Raw genomic sequence first — 16,934 nt, 5'->3', positions numbered from 1 at the left:
CCGGCGTCCGTCAGACCGCCGCCGTGCGGCTCGCCGCCGCCTCCTCGTAGGCAAGTTGTGCCGCCGCGATCTCCTCGATGTGGCTTTCCGACCACACCCGGATCGCCTCCATCAGGCCGCTCACGCTGTCGCCGAGTTCGGTCAGCGAGTACTCGACCTGTGGCGGCACCGTCGGATGCACCGTGCGCCGGACCAGTCCGTTGCGTTCCAGGTCGCGCAGGGTCTGAGTGAGCATCTTCTTGGTGATCCCGCCCAGCCGGCGGCGCAGTTCCGCGTACCGCAGGGTGCCCGGATGCAGCGCCCCGACGACGAGCGCCACCCACTTGTTCGCGATCAGGTGCAGCACGGCGCGGGACGCGCAGTCGCTGAGATAGACGTCGGCGCCGCCGAAAGGGCGCAGGTCGGGAGGGGTATGCATGAGGTACCCAGGTACCAGGAAAGTGCCTTCTTCACAAATACATACCGGGGCGCGGATGCTTGCCCACATGACGACGAACATGATCACCGTGCACCAGGACAAGCTCGGCGGCCCGGAGGTTCTCCGGCTGATCGAGACCGCGATACCCACGCCCGGACCGGGTGAGGTACTGGTCGAAGTGCGCGCCGCGGGGGTGAACCCGATCGACACCAAGATCCGGGCCGGCGGGATGTGGCTGGTGCCGCCGTTCACCCTCGGCTGGGACGTTTCCGGCGTCGTCGCCGGGGTCGGCGAGGGGGTGCGGCGCTTCGAGGTCGGCGACGAGGTGTACGGCATCCCGGACTTCCCGCACCTGGCCGGCGGCTACGCGGAGTTCGTGGTGGCCTCGGAGGCATCCTTCGCGCCGAAGCCGACCGCCCTCGACCACGTGCATGCCGCGGCACTGCCGCTGTCCGCGTCCATCGCGTGGCAGGCCCTGGTCGAGGGCGCACGGATCGGGCCCGGCCAACGGGTGCTGATCCACGCGGCGGCGGGCGGTGTCGGACACCTGGCGGTACAGATCGCCAAGGCCCGGGGCGCGTACGTGATCGGCACGGCGAGCGCGGCCAAGCACGAACTGCTTCGCGGGCTGGGGGTGGACGAGGTCGTGGACTACACGAGCACCGACTTCGGCACGGCGGTTCGCGACGTCGACGTCGTCCTCGACCTGATCGGCGGCGACTACGAGGACCGTTCGCTGCCCACGCTGCGCCCCGGCGGCATCCTGATCAACATCACCAATCCGCCCGCCGCCGACGCCACGGCGGCCAAGGCGGAGGCGGCGGGCCGCCGAGGGATCACGTTCGACCTGGACCCCAACCCCGAACGCCTGGCCCTGATCGCCGAGTCGGTGGACGCCGGCGACCTGCGCCCGATCGTCACCGAGACCTTCCCGCTGACCGAGGTGGTCAAGGCACACGAATCGGCCGAGGCGAACCGCACCACCGGCAAGATCGTGCTGATCCCCTGAGCCCGGCGGGGAAACGCGAAGCCCGGTCGCGCACAACACGCACAACGCGCACAGCGAAGCCCGGCACCCTGCCGCAGCCGGCCAGGGTGCCGGGCTTCCTCCGGAGCAGTCCCGTCCGGCGGCGTACTACTCGGTGATCTCGATCGTGCCCGCCATGCCGGTGCCCACGTGGTACATGCAGTTGAACGTGTACGAACCCGGCCGGCCGAAACTCAGCTTGATGTCCTGGGACTTGCCGCCCTCGGACGGCGCGACCGGCGCACCGCCGGGCAGGATCATCTGGTGCGGGGTGATTCCGGTGTCCGCCAGCGTGATCACCAGCGGGCCGGTCCTGGCCCGGATCACCGACGGCGAGAAGCGCAGCTTGTCGTCCACCCGCAACTCGATCCGCTGCACCCCGTCGGTGCCCAGCGCCGCGACGCCCTCGGACGCCGCGGCGGTCGCCTCGGCCTCGCTCATGTACGAACCGGGGCCGCCTTCCGCACCCCAGCTCCCGCAGCCGGTGAGCAGCAGCGGCAGGGCCAGGGCCCCGACCAACCATCGACGCCGCATCGGACTCAGCCCTCCAGCAGGGATTGACCGACATACCCACCCGGGGCGCAGCCCGGCGGGATCACGAACAGCGCGCTCGCCTCGTGCCGCACGAACGGGGACAGCGCGTCGCCGCGAGCCAGCTTGCGCTGGATCGGTACGAAGCCGTCGTCGGGATCGTGCTGCCACGCGACGAACAGCAGCCCGGCGTCCGGTGCGCCGTCCGTGCCGAACCCGTCGTGATAGGAGTAGCCGCGCCGCAACATCGTCGCCCCCCGGTTGAACTCCGGTGCCGCGACTCGCATGTGGGCGTTGGCGGTGATCACCAGTTCGCCGTCGGGGCCGCGCTTGCCGAAGTCGGCGGCGCTGTGTTCGCCCCCGCCGCTCAGCGGTGCGCCGGTGTCCTTGGTACGCCCGATCACCCGCTCCTGGTGGGCCTTGTCGAGGCCGTCCCAGGCGTCGAGCAGCATCCGGATCCGGCGGAAGACCACATACGTGCCACCGGTCAGCCAGCCCTGTTCGGGGCCGGCGCCGGCCGGGCCGGTGACGAAGATCTTCTCGTCGAACTTGGGGTCGGCCGGCTTCGGGTTGTTGCTGCCGTCGATCTGGCCCATCAGGTTCCGGTGCGTCATCGGCTTGGCCGTGGCCCCCGGCGAGCGGGCGAAGCCGTTCATCTGCCAGCGGATCCGGGCCACCCCCTTGGCCAGTTTCTGCAGCGCGCGCACCGCGCCGAAGGCAACCAGGCCGTCGTCCGCGCACACCTGGACGAACAGGTCGCCGTCGCTGCGGGCCGGGTCCAGCGCGTCGTCCGGGAACGGCGGCAGCGGCTTGAGGGCGGCGGGCCGCTTGGCGGCGAGCCCGATCTTGTCGAACAGGCCGGCGCCGAAGCCGAAGGTGACCGTCAACGAGCAGGCCCCCGCGTCCGCCGCGACCTGGTCGTCGCCCGCCACCGGCCGGCCCGAGGCGAGCTGCGCGGCCGCGTCCGACCAGCGCCGCAGCAGGGCGGCGACCGCGGCCCGGTCGGCACCGGGTTCCAGGTCCCAGCCCAGGAACACGCCCTTGGCCTGGGCCGGCGTGGTGATGCCGGCCTGATGTTTCCCATGAAACGGCACGCTGGTCGCGCCGACGTGGGCCAGCGCCGGGCCGGTCCCGCCATCGGACTCGCTCGCGAACGCGGCCGCGCCGCCGGCCGCACCGACCACCAGGCCACTCGCGCCGGCCGCGCCCGCGACACCGACGAAGTGGCGGCGCGAGACGGCGGAACCGCTGCTCGCTCGATCGGAGGATTCCCGGCTGCTCATCACGTCGTCCTTCGCAGGTTCCAGCGGCTCGCGGGCGCCGTCGGCGTCGCGCTCACCGTCCGTCTCGTCCATCTCGTCCACCATGTCGACGCCGGCCGGCATCGCCGGGGACGGTCGCCGGCGCACCACCACGACCAGCGCGAGCGCCGCACCCAGGCCGGCGCCGAGCACGAGCACGGTCAGCGCCCGGTCCAGTACGAGCCCGCCCACGAACGGCGACGACGAGCGCCACAGCACCGGCAGGTCGTAGCCGGCCGCCCGCAGCGCCAGCACGCCGAGCGCCGGCGCGGCCAACCACGCGCCGCCCACCCGATGTCGGACCAGCAGCACCGCTCCCGCGAACGCCACCGCCGCGGACAACAGTTGCAGCAGGTTGCCGGCGAGGAACGCGCCCGCCCAGGCGCCGAGGCCGCCGGCCCGGGCCGCCGCGACCAGCGCCAGGTGCAGCACGCTCGCCGCCGCGACCAGTCCCGCGAGTACGCCGTATCCGCGCAGGGCCCGCCGGCGGACCGGCGGCAGCCACACCGCCGCGAGCACCACCAGCGCGAGCGCGATCGACCCGAGGATGCCCGGCCACGGGCTGGGGCCGGGCAGCCAGCGCAGTTCGCCGGTGGCGGCCAGCTCACGGTCGCCGATCCGCATCGGTACGGTCCAGGTGAAGATCCGCTGTGCGCGGTCCGGATCGGCCATCACCCGCGGTGGCAGCCGCTGCTGCACGATCCAGTGCACCCGCTGGTCGTACCAGCGGGCCACCGGCTCGGCGGAGATCCGGTGCCATTGCGGGGCGCCGGTCGGTTGCAGGTTCGACTTCTCGTCGACCGAGCCCCATCGCTCGCTGCTGAGTTGCACGGCGGGCGATTGGCGGTTCTCGAACACCCCGCCCCGGCCGATCCGCAGGAACGGCTCGCTCATGTACCCGAGCACGATCACGTCCTGCGGACCGGTGTTGCGCACCTCGACGCGCGCGCCGTTCTCGATCACCTTCACCGTCAGCCCCGGGTCGAGCTCGCTCGGCGAGGTCATCACGGTGTGGAAATTGCTCGGCCCCTGGCCGGACAAGTCCTGCGCGAACGCGCTGTTCGTCGGGGTCAGACAGGCCAACACGCCGACGAACAGCAGCACGAGGCGGCGTACGTGCCTCACTTGACCTCCACGGGCACCGTCACGGTGATGCGATCGACATCGGAGGTACGGATCGCGAAGGACAACTCCCAGCGCCCCGCCATCGGCATCGACAGGTCGCCGAGCCAGTGTCCGGGACCGCCCCGGCGCACCTGTACGTCCGCGCCGTCGATGCCCTTGCCAGGGAGTGCCATCGTCACGGTCAGCTCCTCCACCTCACGGATGCGCCCGATCGGATCGGAGAGGTAGACGTGCAGTTCGTTGGGCCCCACCCGGGCCGGGTCGACGGTGACGTCGAGCTTGCCCTTGCCCGCCGCGCCACCGGCGTCGAACGGGACGGTGCGACTGACCGGTCCCGCCGCCTCGGACTGCTTGCGCTCGTGCGCGGTGCGGCCGGGTTCGGTGTCGGTGAGCACCGTGGTGACCCCCAGCACCGCGATCGCCAACGCGGCCTCGATCGCGACCGCCTTGCGCAGCACGGCCCACTTCGGGCCGCCGGCCGAGCCCTTGCCGGCCGAGCCCTTGCCGAGCGGGGACTTGCCGGCCGCCTCCAGCTGCCGCATCAGCCAGCGCCGGGAGACCCACGCACCGGCCAGCATGAGCAGCACCAGGTCGACCTTGAAGACCAGCAGCAGGCCGAACGTGGTGTCGAACAGCGCGGCGAAGGAGCCCACCTGCCGCCAGCTCGCGTACAACCCGGTGGCCACCAGCGCGCACACCGCGACGAACGCGGTCCGGGAGAAGATCCGCACCGTCGGCACGTCCAGGCCCGCCTCCGGCGCCGGCTCGCCCGGGCGCAGGATCAGCGTGACCACGACGGCCAGCCCGCCCAACCACGTGGTCATCGCGAGCAGGTGCAACGTGTCCGCGGCCATCGCCAGTTCCACCTGCCGACCCACCGACGCGTGGTCGGCGATCGGCCAGGTGATCGCGATCGCGGTGCACAGCACGGCCCAGACACCGGTCAGGACGTGCCGGGTGCGGCCGGTCGCGTGTGCGAGCGAGGCGATCAGCCAGCCGAGCAGTGCGCCGGCCGCGCCGAGCAGCAGCACCCGCGCCGCGATCGCCTTGCCCAGCTTGGTGTCCAGCGTCGCGCGCAGCACCTCGGCGTCGAAGGCCGAGGACAGGCCCAGGCCGGAGGCATTCGGGCCGTGCAGCATCAGCACCGCGAGCGAGGACAGCAACAGCCCGCCCCACGCGCCGGACAGCAGCAACCAGACCCGGAATCGGCCGATCGCGGCGGGCCGGGCGATCAGCAGGAACAGCACGGCGCCGCCGAGTACCGCGAAGGACAGGTAGGCGACCCCGGTCGCGGCCCGCTCCAGCACGTCGGTCGCGGTGGAACCCTGGCCCGTCAGGTCGGAGACCCGCACGCCGCCGGACGCCTGGCCGATGTTGAAGGTGAACGCGCCCGAGATCGGGTGCGAGTCGGCCGAGACCGCGCGCCAGGCGACCGTGTAGGTACCGGTGGGCAGGCCGCCGCGCAGCGGGGTGACCACGCTGGTGTCGCCGTCCGGCCCGTGCTTGGTCTGGTTGTTGTCGACCCGGGTGCCGGCCGGGTCGAACACCTTGACCCCGCCGAGGCCGATCTCCACGCCCTCGCTGAACCGCAGCGTGACGGTCGCCGGCGCGGTCGACAGGGTCGAGCCGGACGCCGGGTTGGACGACTCCAGGACGGCGTGCGCCGACGCCGCCCCGGCCCCGCCGAGCACGAGCGCGGCGAGCAGCAGGGGCAGCGCGAGCAGCCACGCGAGCGCACGGCGGCCCGCCCCGCCGGCGGCTCGGGCCGAGGACGGGGGCGGTGCCGGGACGGCGGCCGGGCGGCCGACCGGGTCAGTGACCCGCATGGCCCGGGTGGTCGGCGGCGGGTGCGGCCGACGAGGTCTCCGGGGCCGGCGCGGCCCCGCCGGGTGCGGTCGAGGCGGGCGTGCCCGCGGTCGGCGCGTCCCCGGGGCGTTCGGTCACCCCGAGCACGGGCACCTGGACGGTGACCGGACCGGTGTGCTGGAAGGTCAGTGTGAGCGGCACGGTGTCGCCCTTCTTCACGGCCTTGTTCGGGCTCATGAACATGATGTGGTTGCCGCCGCGGGCCAGCACGCCCTTGCCGTGTGCGGGCACGTCCAGACCCGGGACGTGCTGCATCGAGTTGCCGCTGGTCTGGTGCAGCATCACCTCGCCGGACAGCGGGCTGGCCACCGAGAGCAGCCGGTCGGCGGTGTCGCCGTCGTTCTGCACGATCAGGTAGCCCGCCGCGACGTCCGCCGACGAGGGCTGCGGAATGTACGGGTCGACGATGCGCAGTTGCGGGGCGCCCTTGGCGGCGCCCGCGTTCGCCGGTGCGGCGGCCTTGCGGTCGGCGGAGTCGGAGGAGCCGGAGCCGGCGCATGCCACCAGCACGCCGCCGATGCCGAGCGCCAGCACGCCGCCGACGGCGAGCGGTACGGCCTTGCGGGGGAGGGGGAAGAGCTTCACTTCTTGGCGTCCTCGGGGTGGAGCAGCAGCGGCAGGTCATGGGCGAAGTCGTCGGCGGAGTTCCCGTTCGGGGTGCCGTCGGGGAGCAGTCCGCTGCTCGCGCTGTACATGACCGGCCCCTCGTTGTTGGGCGTGAAGGCGATCACCTGCGTGCCGTGGGTGCTCACGACCTTGCCGTCCGGGCCGGTGGTGGGCGGCTCGATGGAGACTCCGACCTGGCGCGCGGCGGCCTGGATCTTGTCGAACGGGCCGGTCAGGCCGACGAAGGACTTGTCCAGCGAGTCGAGCCACTCGCGCAGCGCCGCCTGGGTATCGCGCTCCGGGTCGGTGGTCACGAAGACCACGTCGACGGTGGCCCGGTCCTGCGCGGGCAGCTTGCCGAGCGCGCGGACGATGTCGCCCATCACCGTGGGGCACGCGTCGGGGCAGTGGGTGTAGCCGAAGTACAGCAGCGTGGTGCGTCCGGCGGTCTTGGCCCGGAAGTCGTACGGCTGCCCGGAGGTGTCGGTCAGGGTCAGTTCCGGCTTGCTCCACGGGGGGTCGACGGCGATGCCCTTGTACTTGGACTTCACCTCGCGCACCTTCACCGGCGCGCCGTTGTCGGACTTGTCGGAATCACCGCACCCGGTGGCCAGGAGCAGCCCGGCCGCGACCAGTGCGGCGAGGCGAAGGCCGGTGCGGCGGGTCCGGCCGAGGGACTGCGTTGCGTTGCTCATCGTTCTCCAGGTCGTTGCTGCCGAGGGCTCGTACTCGACGCGTGCGGCGTCGGCGCGGGCCCGGTGGCCCGGGTACGGGCATCGATGGGATCGGTGTGCGCACCCGGGCCGGGAAGTTCGCGCCCGAACCGCGGCGGAGACCGCGGCTCGGAGCGGGAGCACGAGGATCAGGCGGAGGTGCCCCGACGCGACGCGCGCAGGACGGCGAACACGCCGGCGCCCAGGCCCAGTACGCCGACCACGATGCCGACCACGCCGAGCGTGCGGGCGGTCGAGTCGTCGCTCTTGTCCTCGGTGACCGCGGCGACGGACGCCTTGGCCTCGGTCGAGGGCTTGGCCGAGGCGGAGGTCGGGGTGGTGCCGGCACCCGCCTTGGCGGTGAGCTTGAGGGTCGGCGCCGGGTACTGCGGCTCCTTGCCGTCCGGACCGGGCAGGTCGATCCAGCGCACGACCTCGCCGCTGTCGTAGGTCTGCACGGCCTTGAAGACGAGCTTGTCGGTGTCGGTGGGCAGCTTGCCCATGGACACCTCGAAGTCCTCGAACGTGCCCGGGTTGACCCGGGTGCCGGCGTCCGCCGTCCAGGTGATCTTGGAGACCACCTCGGTGAGCGGCTTGCCGTGGTTGTCGATCGGCGTGGCGAGCTTGGTCTTCTCGACCTCGGCCTTCCAGCCGGGCATCGCCCGGGTCTGCACCGACGTGAGCGGCTTTTCGGCGGGCAGGGTGATCTCGAGCTTGGTGGTCCCCGCGTCGTCGCGCTCGTTGGGGACCCGGAAGGCGACCTTGGCGTACGAGCCCTGGTCGGCGGTGCCCGGCTGCACGCTCACGTGCGCGGAGGCCGAGCCCGCGAAGACGAGGATGCCGGCGCCGGTCGAGGCGGCCAGCACGGACAACCGGCGGCGCGTGGTGGTCATGGTCATGGGTGTCTGCTCCATGGGTGATCCGGCCGAGGGCACACGGGGTCGGCCTCGGTCCGGGAGGGGACGGCAGGAGGGCGGACGCGCGCCACCGCCGATCCGGCACCCGGTCGAGCGGGATCACCCGGGATCAGCAGGCGAGCGCGTACTCCGCCGGCGGGCCGCGCCGGGTCACCGCATGCCGAAGCAGCGTCTGATGGGTGCTCAGGTCCGGCTCCGCGCCGGTTTGCCGAGCCCGGCCCGGCGGCTCGGCGACCGGGACCACCAGGCCGCACAGCACCGTGAGCACCACACGCAGCGGCGCCGCGGCCAACCGGATCAGGGCGAACAGGGCGGCTTCGCCGCGCCGCAGCCACCAGCCGGTGAGCAGGGCCGCCATCAGGTGCGCGCACACCATCCCGGTGCCGCCGTCCAGCAGCATCGGGCCCGAACCGGACATGTGGTGGTGCCCGCCCGGTGCCGGAGCCGGGAACAGCGCGGGATCCACCCGCGCGGTGCGCACGATCTGTTCGGACGTCCAGCCCGGGGGCAGCAGGATGTGCCCGGCCGAGTCGCGCGGGCCGCACAGCAGCCGGTCCAGCAGGGCGCTCGTTCCCGAGCCGCCGGAACCGGCCGGTACGGCGGCGCTCGCGGCCGTGGCGAACAGGGAGTGCAGCGCGAGTTGGCCCACCGCGAGCAGCGCGGTGATCGAGCCGAGGGAGCGCTGCCGACCGGCGCCGGCGAAGGCCGAGACGAACACCACACCGAAACCGGTGACGGGCGCCCACAGCGGCAGCGGGGCACCGGACATCCACGCGTGACCGCATGCCGCGAGCGCGGCGCAGACCGCCGCGAACACGGCGGCGCGCACAGCGCGGAAAGGTACGGACACGGCCTGCATGACGCCCCATCGTCTCATCGCGTGTCGGCCCCCTGTGCCCGGGGCCGACAACGGCCGGCCGCCGCCCGTAGCCGGCCCGAAGCCGACCGGACGGGCAGGTGGTGTCCCCGGGATGCGGCCGAACGAATCGTCTTCACGGACTATCGACGACCGATCAAGTGATGTGCGCATACCGGGACCGACCGACGGCAATAAAAACAGGTGTGTGATCCGCCGGATACAGCCGGACTCCCAGAGAAGTCGAAAGGCCGCTCATGGACATGAGGTGGACTGTCCACCTGCCACGGGATGCGGCGAGCGTGCCGATGGCGCGCAGGCTTTTGGTCGGCGCGATGGAGACGGCGGGGGTGGATCGCGAGGTCGCGATGGAGATCGGCCTCGCCCTGTCCGAGGCATGCGCGAATGTGGTGGAGCACGCCCGAGGCGGTCCGTATTCCGAATATCAGATTCGCGCCGGTATTACCGGCGACTGTTGTCGGGTCGAGATCATCGACGGCGGCCCGGGTTTTCCGCCCGATCGGCTGCGCGGGTCGGCGGTTGCGGTCGGCCCGGGTGCGGAGAACGGCCGCGGGCTGATGCTGATCCGGGCGATGACCGACCACGTGCAGCTCAGCAACCACCCCCGGCGCGGTGCGGTGCTGCGCTTCGAGAAGACGCTGCGCTGGCGCAAGGACGCGCTGGTCCCGGTGTCCTGACAGGCGGGTTCGCGAGCCCGCGTCCGCCCCGAACGGCCGTGCCGGACGGGCCCGTTCCGGTGGAAGGTTACGATCGGGGAAGTGGACCGGGCCGAGTTACGGGAATTGCTCGACCGCGTGGCCGCCGGCGAGGCGGGCGTGGACGAGGCGCTCGACGACCTCGTGCGCGGGCCCGCGGCGGGTTTCGCGGACCTGGGATTCGCCCGGGTGGACACCCATCGGGAACTGCGCACCGGTGATCCCGAGGTGGTTTTCGCGGCCGGCAAGACCCCGGAACAGACCGTCGCGCTCTTTCGCCGACTGCGCGAGACGAGTCGGCGCCCCGCGTTCGCCACCCGGGCCTCGGCGGCCGTGGTCGACGCGGTGTACGCGGCGTTTCCCGGCGAGGCGTACACCGACGACGCCGGCACGTGCGTGGCGGTGGGCACGCCGCCGGCGACCCGCGGCCTGGTCCGGGTCGTTTCCGCGGGCACCTCGGACGCGGCGGTGGCGGGCGAGGCCGCGTTCACCGCGCGCCTGTTCGGCGCCGAGGTGGAGCGGATCGAGGACGTGGGCGTGGCCGGCATCCATCGGCTGCTCGCGGTGCATGCCCAACTCGACGCGGCGGACTGTCTGATCGTGGTCGCCGGCATGGAGGGCGCCCTGCCCAGCGTGGTGGCGGGCCTGGTCTCGGTGCCGGTGCTCGCGGTGCCCACCAGCGTGGGCTACGGCGCGTCCTTCGGCGGCCTCGCGGCGCTGCTGGCGATGCTCAACTCGTGTGCGCCCGGGGTCGCGGTGTGCAACATCGACAACGGCTTCGGGGCGGGCGTGTTCGCGGCGCGGGTGGCGCGGTCCGCCCGGGCGGACGGGACCCGCGAGGCGCGGTAATCAAGCGCGCACCGAAGTACGGGAACAGTCAAACGCAAGAAAGCGGTCGGTTTCGGTCGCTTCGTCGGTTTCCCGGCAGGACTGCCCGTCGGCTGTCACAGTGGCCGCGACGGGAGGTGTCCGCTTGGCCATCGCATGGTTCCAGTGCCAGGCCGGTGCGAGCGGCGACATGCTGCTCGGGGCCCTGATCGACGCCGGCGCCCCGCTGGAGGCCGTCCAGCAAGCCGTCGACGCGGTGGGCGTCGAACCGATTCTGATCACCGCCGAACGCACCGACCGACACGGGATCGCCGCGACCCGGGCCAGGGTCAAGACCGTGCACAGCCATGTGCACCGCACCTGGAACGACGTCCGCGACCTGCTCGATCGGGCCGATCTGGCCGAACCCGTGCATGCCCGGGCACACGACGTGTTCGGCCGGCTCGCGCACGCCGAGGCCCGCGCGCACGGATGTCTGCCGGAAGAGGTGCACTTCCATGAGGTCGGCGCGCTGGACGCGATCGCCGACGTGGTCGGCACCTGCACGGCGCTGCACGCACTGGGCGTCGAGGACGCGGTCGGCTCGCCGGTCGCGCTGGGCAGCGGCAGCGTTCGGGCCGCGCACGGCGTCCTGCCGGTGCCGGTGCCGGCCGTGCTCGAACTGATGCGGGTGGCCGCCGCTCCGGTATACGCGGGCCCGGCCCCGTACGAGATGTGCACGCCCACCGGCGCGGCCCTGCTCGCCTCGGTGTGTCGGACCTGGGGGCCGATGCCGGCCCTGCGGATCATCGCGGACGGGACCGGCGCGGGCAGCCGTCGGATCGAGGAGGTGCCCAACATCCTGCGGGTCGTGCTCGGCGAGCGGCACGAGGCGCACCGGGTGCAACCGACCGGTGAGGACGTGCTGATCGAGACCAACGTGGACGACCTCGACCCGCGCCTGTGGCCGGCGGTGTTGGGCAAGCTGCTCGCGATCGGCGCGGGCGACGCGTGGCTGGTGCCGATCCTGATGAAGAAGGGCCGCCCCGCCCACACGTTGTGCGTGCTGGTCCCGGCGGACCGGGTGGACGCCGCGCTGCGGACGGTGTTCGTGGAGACCTCGACGATAGGGGCACGGATCGTGCCGGTGGCCAAGCGCGCGCTGGCCCGCGAGTTCGGCACGGTACGGGTGGAGGGGCTGCCGGTGCGGGTCAAGACCGCGATGTTCGACGGCAGGGTGGTCAACGCCCAGCCGGAGTACGAGGACGTGGCCGCGGTGGCGGCGTCGCTGGGCCGACCGGTGAAGGTGGTGATGGGCGCGGCGACCGCGGCGGCGTACGCGGCCGGACTGGCGCCCTGAACATGGCAGCGGAGCGCGCCGCATAGCCTGGGGCGATCATCCGTCCCCGTGTAGGCCGCGTACGTCGAGGAGCAGGCACCCGTGATCGCTCGTCCCCTCCGGTTGCTGCTCGCGCTGCTCACGGCGGTGGTCGCGTTGTCGGCGCTGCCCGGCTCGGCCGGTGCCGCGCCCGCCCGCGCGGCCGCCGCCGACCATGTCGTGCTGCTCGGGATCCCGGGCCTGACCTGGGCCGACATCGATGCCGGACGCACTCCGGGCCTGGCCGCCCTGGCCCGGCACGCGACCTCGGCCGCGATGTCGGTGCGCACCGTGCATCCGCGTGCGTGTCCCGTCGACGGGTGGCTCACCACGGGTGCGGGCGCCCGCTCGACGGATGTCCGCACCAGTGCCAAGAGCGCCGATCCGTGCGCCGAACCGCTGCCGCCGACCCTGGCCCCGGACGGCGCGGCGACGGTGCCGAACATGCGCGCGATCGCCAAGCGCAACGACAAGTTCGGCTACAACCCCAGGTACGGACAACTGGCCGCCTCGGTCGTGGAGCACGGCGGGGCGGTCACCTCGGTCGGCCCGGGCGCGGCCTACGCGAGCGCCGATCCGACCGGTCGGGTGCGCGGCGCCTACCTGCCGGACCCGGCCGCCGTGGACGCCGCGCTGATCGAGCGCTCCGCGCTGACCCTGGTCGACCTCGGCGGCCTGACCGGACCCGGCGTCGACCGCGCCGACCGGCTGCGGGTGGTGGACGCGCACGTGGCCCGGATCGCCGCCACGCTGCCGCCGCGCACCCAACTCGTGGTCGCGGGCCTTGCCGACGACACCGGCAGCCCGCATGTGCGCGCCCTCCTGGCCGCCGGACCCGGCACGGCGTCGGGCACGACCTTCGCCTCCGGCTACCTGACCGCGACCTCGACCCGCAACGACGGCCTGGTCCAGCTCACCGACCTGGCCCCGAGCCTGCTCGCGCCGCTGGGCATCGACGCGCCGAGCGCGCTGGTCGGCGCGGTGTACACCCGGGTGGCCGGCCCGTCCGGCAACGCGGCGATCGACGAGTTGCGCCTGTTCGACGCGGGTGCCCAGGCGTCGCGCACGGTGCGCGAGGTCTGGTACTTCTTCACCTGGCTCACCCTGCTGCCGATCGTCTTCGCGGCGATCGCGCTGTGGCTCGCCGTGCGATTCGGCCGCAGCGGCCGGATTCGGGCCCGGAGCACGGTGATACGCGCCGCGACCGTGATCGGGGTGTTCTTCGGCGCGGTTCCCGGCGGGTCGTTCCTGGTCGGTCTGCTGCCGTGGGAGCAGGCCGGCGACCCGGCCTGGACGCTGCTCGGACTCACCGTGGCGTTCGCCGCCGTGCTCGCGGGCTTGGCGCTGCTCGGCCCCTGGCGCAAACACCCGTACGGCCCGGCCGGCGTGGTCGCCGCGGCCACCGCGGTGATCCTGGCCGGCGACGTGATGGTCGGCTCACCGCTCCAGTTGAACACCCTGTTCGGACTGTCCCCGCTGGTGGCGGGCCGGTTCTACGGGTTCGGCAACGTCGCCTGGACGATCTTCGCGATGGCCGTGCTGCTCGCGGTCGGGTGGCCGGTGGGCCGACTGCTCGCCGCCGATCGCCGGCGTGCGGCGATCGTGGTGCTCTCGGCGGTGGGCGCGGTCGCGGTGGTGGCCGACGGATGGCCCGCCTTCGGCAGCGACTTCGGTGGCGTGCTCGCGCTGATCCCGGGCCTGGCGGTGCTCGGCCTGCTCCTGACCGGCACCCGGATCTCGTGGGCCAAGGTCGGCCTGGTCGGTCTGGGCGCGGTCGTGGTGATCGGCACCATCGCCGTGCTGGACTGGCGCCGCCCGGCGGCGAGCCGTTCGCACCTGGGTCGGTTCGTACAGGAACTCGTCGACGGCGACGCCGGCGACACGCTGCACCGCAAGATCATGGGCAACCTGCACTCGTTCACCACGCCGTTCACGCTGATCATCCCGGTCGTGTTCGTGCTGCTCATTCTCGCTGTGCGTGATCCGTCGAAGTGGCGTGCGCCGGCTCTGGCCCGGTCCTTCGAGGCGGTGCCGTGGCTGCGCTCGACGCTGATCGCGTGCTGGCTGACCTCGGTGGTCGGCTACGCGGTGAACGACTCCGGCATCCAGATCCCGGCGGTCGCGCTCACGATCGCGGCGCCCCTGGCGATCGCGGTGATCGCAGCGGTGGAAAGCCGCCCGCGCGTCGACTGACCAGCACCGCCGCGACCAGGATCGCCGCGCCCGCCCACGGGCCGACGGTGCCGCGCAGGGTGCGCTGGAGGGTATCCACCGCGTCCGGCAGCGGCACCACCCGGCCGGGGACGTACGCGCACACCAGGAGCGTGCTGCGGGCCAGCAGCAGCCAGTCGAGCGCGGAGGGCGCGAGCAACACGAGCGGTGCCCAGGCCGCGACGTCGTACCAGGGCAGGCTGTACGGCGTGGTCAGCAACCAGGCCAGGGACAGCAGCGCAGCCGCCGCGGCGCTGTCGCGCAGCACGTGCGCCATCGCCGCGGGCCGGGCCCGGGCGGCGGTTCGGGCCAGCAGCCACACCACCAGCGCGCCCAGCAGCCAGCCCAGCAGGCCGATCAGCGAGCGGGCGCCGTCGTGGCCGACGGCCGACTCCAGCGGCTTCAGCACCAGCCGCAGCGGCACCGCGAGCGAGACCAGCTTGGTGTTCTCGCGCATTTGATCGAACGCACCGAAGCCGACCGGCAGATAGGTGGCGATGCCGACCACGAGCGCCGACCCGATCATCGCGGCGAGCGCGCGCGGCCGCCCGCGCAGTCCCCAGGCCAAGGCCAGGACGTACAGCCCGAGCGAGATCTTCGCCGCGCAGGCCAGGCCGACCAGGACACCCGCGAGTACGGGGGAGCGGCGCACCGCGAGCAGCGCGCCCACCGCGAACACCAGCGCGAACGCGTCCAGGTGGCCGGCGCCCACCGCCACGAACAGCAGCAGCGGATTGAGCGACCACAGGATCGCCACTCGGGCCCGGGCGATGCGATCCGGGCCCGCCGCGCGCTGGAGCAGCAGCCCGGTCAGCACGAACGCGGCCGCCCCGAGCAGGGTCAGCACCAGCACGATCGTATGAACGGAGGTGCCGCCGATTCGGGCCGCGAGCCACTGCTCCGCAGTGGCCACCGGCCCGTACACGGACGGCACGTCGGTCCACGGCGCCTCGACCGCGACGCCGACCGGATCGCCGTCCCGCACCAGCGTCGCGGCGGTGTCCTGGTAGGGATCGCCACCGGTGGCCGCGAGGCGCCCGTACGCGGCGTAGACGAGGTGGTCGGCCGAGCCCATCGGCGGCACGCACACCACCGCGAGCGCGGCCACCGCGCCGCCGAGGGTGAGCCGACCCGGGTCCGGTGCCCAGCCTCGGCCCAGTTCGCGCAGCGCCAGGGCGAGGCCGCTCGCGCCGATCAGGGCCGCCGTGAGCAACAGGCCGGTCACCAGCCCCGCGGCGGGATGGGCCTGGAAGTGGTACGGCGGCAGCCAGGACGGCCCACCCGGCAGCGGCGGCTGTGCGGCGGAGGGCCCGAGCAGGCCGGTCAGCACGACCAGGGCGATCGCCGACACACACAGGCCGAGCGCGAGCGGTCCAAACGGGTGTTCCACGTGAAACATCGACGTGCGACGTGCCGTGGCGGGCCGTGCCGCCACCGGTTCAGCCACGACCGCGGATCGCCCCGGGCAACGCCCCGGCCGCGCCTCGCTCGGCCAATGCCCGGGCCACGTGTGCGTACTGCCGGGCCCGATGGCGCTGCGCGGCGAAGTCGGTGCCGGTGACCCGGTGGTGCAGTTCGACCTCGACCTCCTCGACCGGGAAGCCCTTGCGGACCAGGTCGATGGTCAGCCCGGTCTCGACGCCGAAGCCGGCCGCGAGCGGCAACGCCGCCTCGAACGCCGCCCGGGTCAGACAGCGCTGGCCGGAAAGCGGCTGCGTCGCGGTGAAGCCGCAGGCCCGGGCGATCCCGTCCCGGGCGGCCCGGACCACGAACCCGCGTCCGCCCCCGGCGCGCAGTTGCGGCGGCAGCACCGCGATGGTCATCGCGGCCGTCCCGGACCGCACCGAGTCGATCAGCGGAGCCGCGGCGGCGGCCGTGTGCTCCAGGTCGGCGTCCAGGAACAGCAGGTGACGCGGCCGGTTCCGGGCCCCGCGCTCGTCGATCGCGGCCACCACGGCGGCCCCGGTCTCCATGGCGCCCGCCTTGCCGCGGTTGCGTCCGTGCCGGGCGACCACGGCGCCCGACGCCCGGGCCGCGGCAGCGGTCTCGTCCCGCGAACCGTCGTCCACCACCACCACGAGGTCCACCCCGGCGATCGATCGCGCCGCCTCGACCGTGGCCGAAATGCGTTGTGCCTCGTCGTATGCCGGGATCACCACGGCCGTGTCGCCGGTTGGTGTGCCGGTCGTGTGCTCCGCCATGGCGTGATCCTACGAGCCGATCGCCTCGATCCGGATGCCGCCGGTTGTACCCGTCCTGCCCAACGGCGCGGCGCGGCGGCGTGAAGGTCACCGGCGTTGGGGGTACAACGGAAGAGAGCCACATCGCGGGTATGCTTCAGGATCCTGTGATCGCGGTCTCGTGAGATCTGCGGAACCTCCGAGGGCCGGCCGTTCGTCGTCCTCGGTGAGGAGTGCTGGAATAGGCGCGGCGTCGCATCGGACGCGGTGCCTCCCCAGGCA

General features: G+C 73.1%; 15 protein-coding genes. 5 read left to right on the top strand and 10 right to left on the bottom strand.

Features of this window, described 5'->3' with window-relative positions:
- Nucleotides 1-10: 10 nt before the first annotated feature.
- A complete protein-coding gene (locus tag A3IC_RS0147370) occupies nucleotides 11-418 on the bottom strand; it encodes a winged helix-turn-helix transcriptional regulator (protein WP_020557069.1) in 408 nt (135 codons plus the stop codon).
- 67 nt (nucleotides 419-485) lie between these two features.
- On the opposite strand from A3IC_RS0147370, the gene A3IC_RS0147365 reads away from it, so the two are divergent.
- On the top strand, nucleotides 486-1,427 hold the full coding sequence (locus A3IC_RS0147365; protein WP_020557068.1) for an NADP-dependent oxidoreductase: 942 nt from the start codon (nucleotides 486-488) through the stop codon (nucleotides 1,425-1,427).
- A 126-nt stretch (nucleotides 1,428-1,553) separates the two neighbouring features.
- Here the strand turns inward: A3IC_RS0147365 and A3IC_RS0147360 are convergent, their stop codons facing one another.
- The 7 genes from A3IC_RS0147360 to A3IC_RS60780 form a co-directional block, all read right to left on the bottom strand.
- Nucleotides 1,554-1,979 (bottom strand): cupredoxin domain-containing protein, encoded by a 426-nt coding sequence (locus A3IC_RS0147360; RefSeq protein ID WP_020557067.1) that lies wholly within the window; start codon nucleotides 1,977-1,979, stop codon nucleotides 1,554-1,556.
- 5 nt (nucleotides 1,980-1,984) lie between these two features.
- Complete coding sequence (gene efeB / locus A3IC_RS0147355) at nucleotides 1,985-3,259, bottom strand: iron uptake transporter deferrochelatase/peroxidase subunit (RefSeq protein ID WP_026219571.1); 1,275 nt, start codon at nucleotides 3,257-3,259, stop codon at nucleotides 1,985-1,987.
- Nucleotides 3,260-4,398: 1,139 nt separating this feature from the next.
- Nucleotides 4,399-6,228 carry a copper resistance CopC/CopD family protein gene (locus A3IC_RS0147350; RefSeq protein ID WP_020557065.1) on the bottom strand — a complete coding sequence of 610 codons (1,830 nt, stop codon included), beginning with the start codon at nucleotides 6,226-6,228 and terminating at the stop codon, nucleotides 4,399-4,401.
- The gene (locus tag A3IC_RS60785; RefSeq protein ID WP_020557064.1) at nucleotides 6,215-6,853 is read right to left on the bottom strand and encodes a copper chaperone PCu(A)C; all 639 of its coding nucleotides are present in this window, start codon (nucleotides 6,851-6,853) and stop codon (nucleotides 6,215-6,217) included. The genes A3IC_RS0147350 and A3IC_RS60785 overlap by 14 nt, the downstream gene beginning before the upstream one ends.
- Nucleotides 6,850-7,569 carry an SCO family protein gene (locus A3IC_RS0147340; protein WP_020557063.1) on the bottom strand — a complete coding sequence of 240 codons (720 nt, stop codon included), beginning with the start codon at nucleotides 7,567-7,569 and terminating at the stop codon, nucleotides 6,850-6,852. The genes A3IC_RS60785 and A3IC_RS0147340 overlap by 4 nt, the downstream gene beginning before the upstream one ends.
- A 167-nt stretch (nucleotides 7,570-7,736) precedes the next feature.
- Entirely contained in the window at nucleotides 7,737-8,486 is a 750-nt protein-coding gene (locus A3IC_RS0147335; RefSeq protein WP_026219569.1) for a YcnI family copper-binding membrane protein, read from the bottom strand.
- A 127-nt stretch (nucleotides 8,487-8,613) separates the two neighbouring features.
- The gene (locus A3IC_RS60780) at nucleotides 8,614-9,333 is read right to left on the bottom strand and encodes a hypothetical protein (RefSeq protein ID WP_020557061.1); all 720 of its coding nucleotides are present in this window, start codon (nucleotides 9,331-9,333) and stop codon (nucleotides 8,614-8,616) included.
- 284 nt (nucleotides 9,334-9,617) lie between these two features.
- On the opposite strand from A3IC_RS60780, the gene A3IC_RS0147325 reads away from it, so the two are divergent.
- The 4 genes from A3IC_RS0147325 to A3IC_RS0147310 all read left to right on the top strand — a co-directional run bounded on the left by A3IC_RS0147325 (nucleotide 9,618) and on the right by A3IC_RS0147310 (nucleotide 14,454).
- On the top strand, nucleotides 9,618-10,058 hold the full coding sequence (locus tag A3IC_RS0147325; protein WP_026219568.1) for an ATP-binding protein: 441 nt from the start codon (nucleotides 9,618-9,620) through the stop codon (nucleotides 10,056-10,058).
- Nucleotides 10,059-10,139: 81 nt separating this feature from the next.
- Nucleotides 10,140-10,925, top strand: coding sequence for a nickel pincer cofactor biosynthesis protein LarB (gene larB, locus A3IC_RS0147320; RefSeq protein WP_020557059.1), 786 nt, complete (start codon nucleotides 10,140-10,142; stop codon nucleotides 10,923-10,925).
- A gap of 124 nt (nucleotides 10,926-11,049) precedes the next feature.
- Nucleotides 11,050-12,243: a nickel pincer cofactor biosynthesis protein LarC gene (larC, locus tag A3IC_RS0147315; protein ID WP_026219567.1), complete on the top strand. Its 1,194-nt coding sequence runs from the start codon at nucleotides 11,050-11,052 to the stop codon at nucleotides 12,241-12,243.
- A gap of 81 nt (nucleotides 12,244-12,324) precedes the next feature.
- Nucleotides 12,325-14,454 carry an alkaline phosphatase family protein gene (locus tag A3IC_RS0147310; RefSeq protein WP_020557057.1) on the top strand — a complete coding sequence of 710 codons (2,130 nt, stop codon included), beginning with the start codon at nucleotides 12,325-12,327 and terminating at the stop codon, nucleotides 14,452-14,454.
- Here A3IC_RS0147310 and A3IC_RS0147305 read toward each other — a convergent pair.
- Nucleotides 14,387-15,862 (bottom strand): glycosyltransferase family 87 protein, encoded by a 1,476-nt coding sequence (locus A3IC_RS0147305; protein ID WP_020557056.1) that lies wholly within the window; start codon nucleotides 15,860-15,862, stop codon nucleotides 14,387-14,389. The genes A3IC_RS0147310 and A3IC_RS0147305 overlap by 68 nt on opposite strands.
- Before the next feature lie 49 nt (nucleotides 15,863-15,911).
- On the bottom strand, nucleotides 15,912-16,673 hold the full coding sequence (locus tag A3IC_RS0147300; RefSeq protein ID WP_020557055.1) for a glycosyltransferase family 2 protein: 762 nt from the start codon (nucleotides 16,671-16,673) through the stop codon (nucleotides 15,912-15,914).
- Nucleotides 16,674-16,934: the final 261 nt, after the last annotated feature.

The sequence above is a fragment of the Embleya scabrispora DSM 41855 genome, from assembly GCF_000372745.1.
Lineage (GTDB): Bacteria > Actinomycetota > Actinomycetes > Streptomycetales > Streptomycetaceae > Embleya > Embleya scabrispora.
Note: the sequence above shows the minus strand (reverse complement) of the source record. Positions and strands in the feature narration are given on the sequence as shown.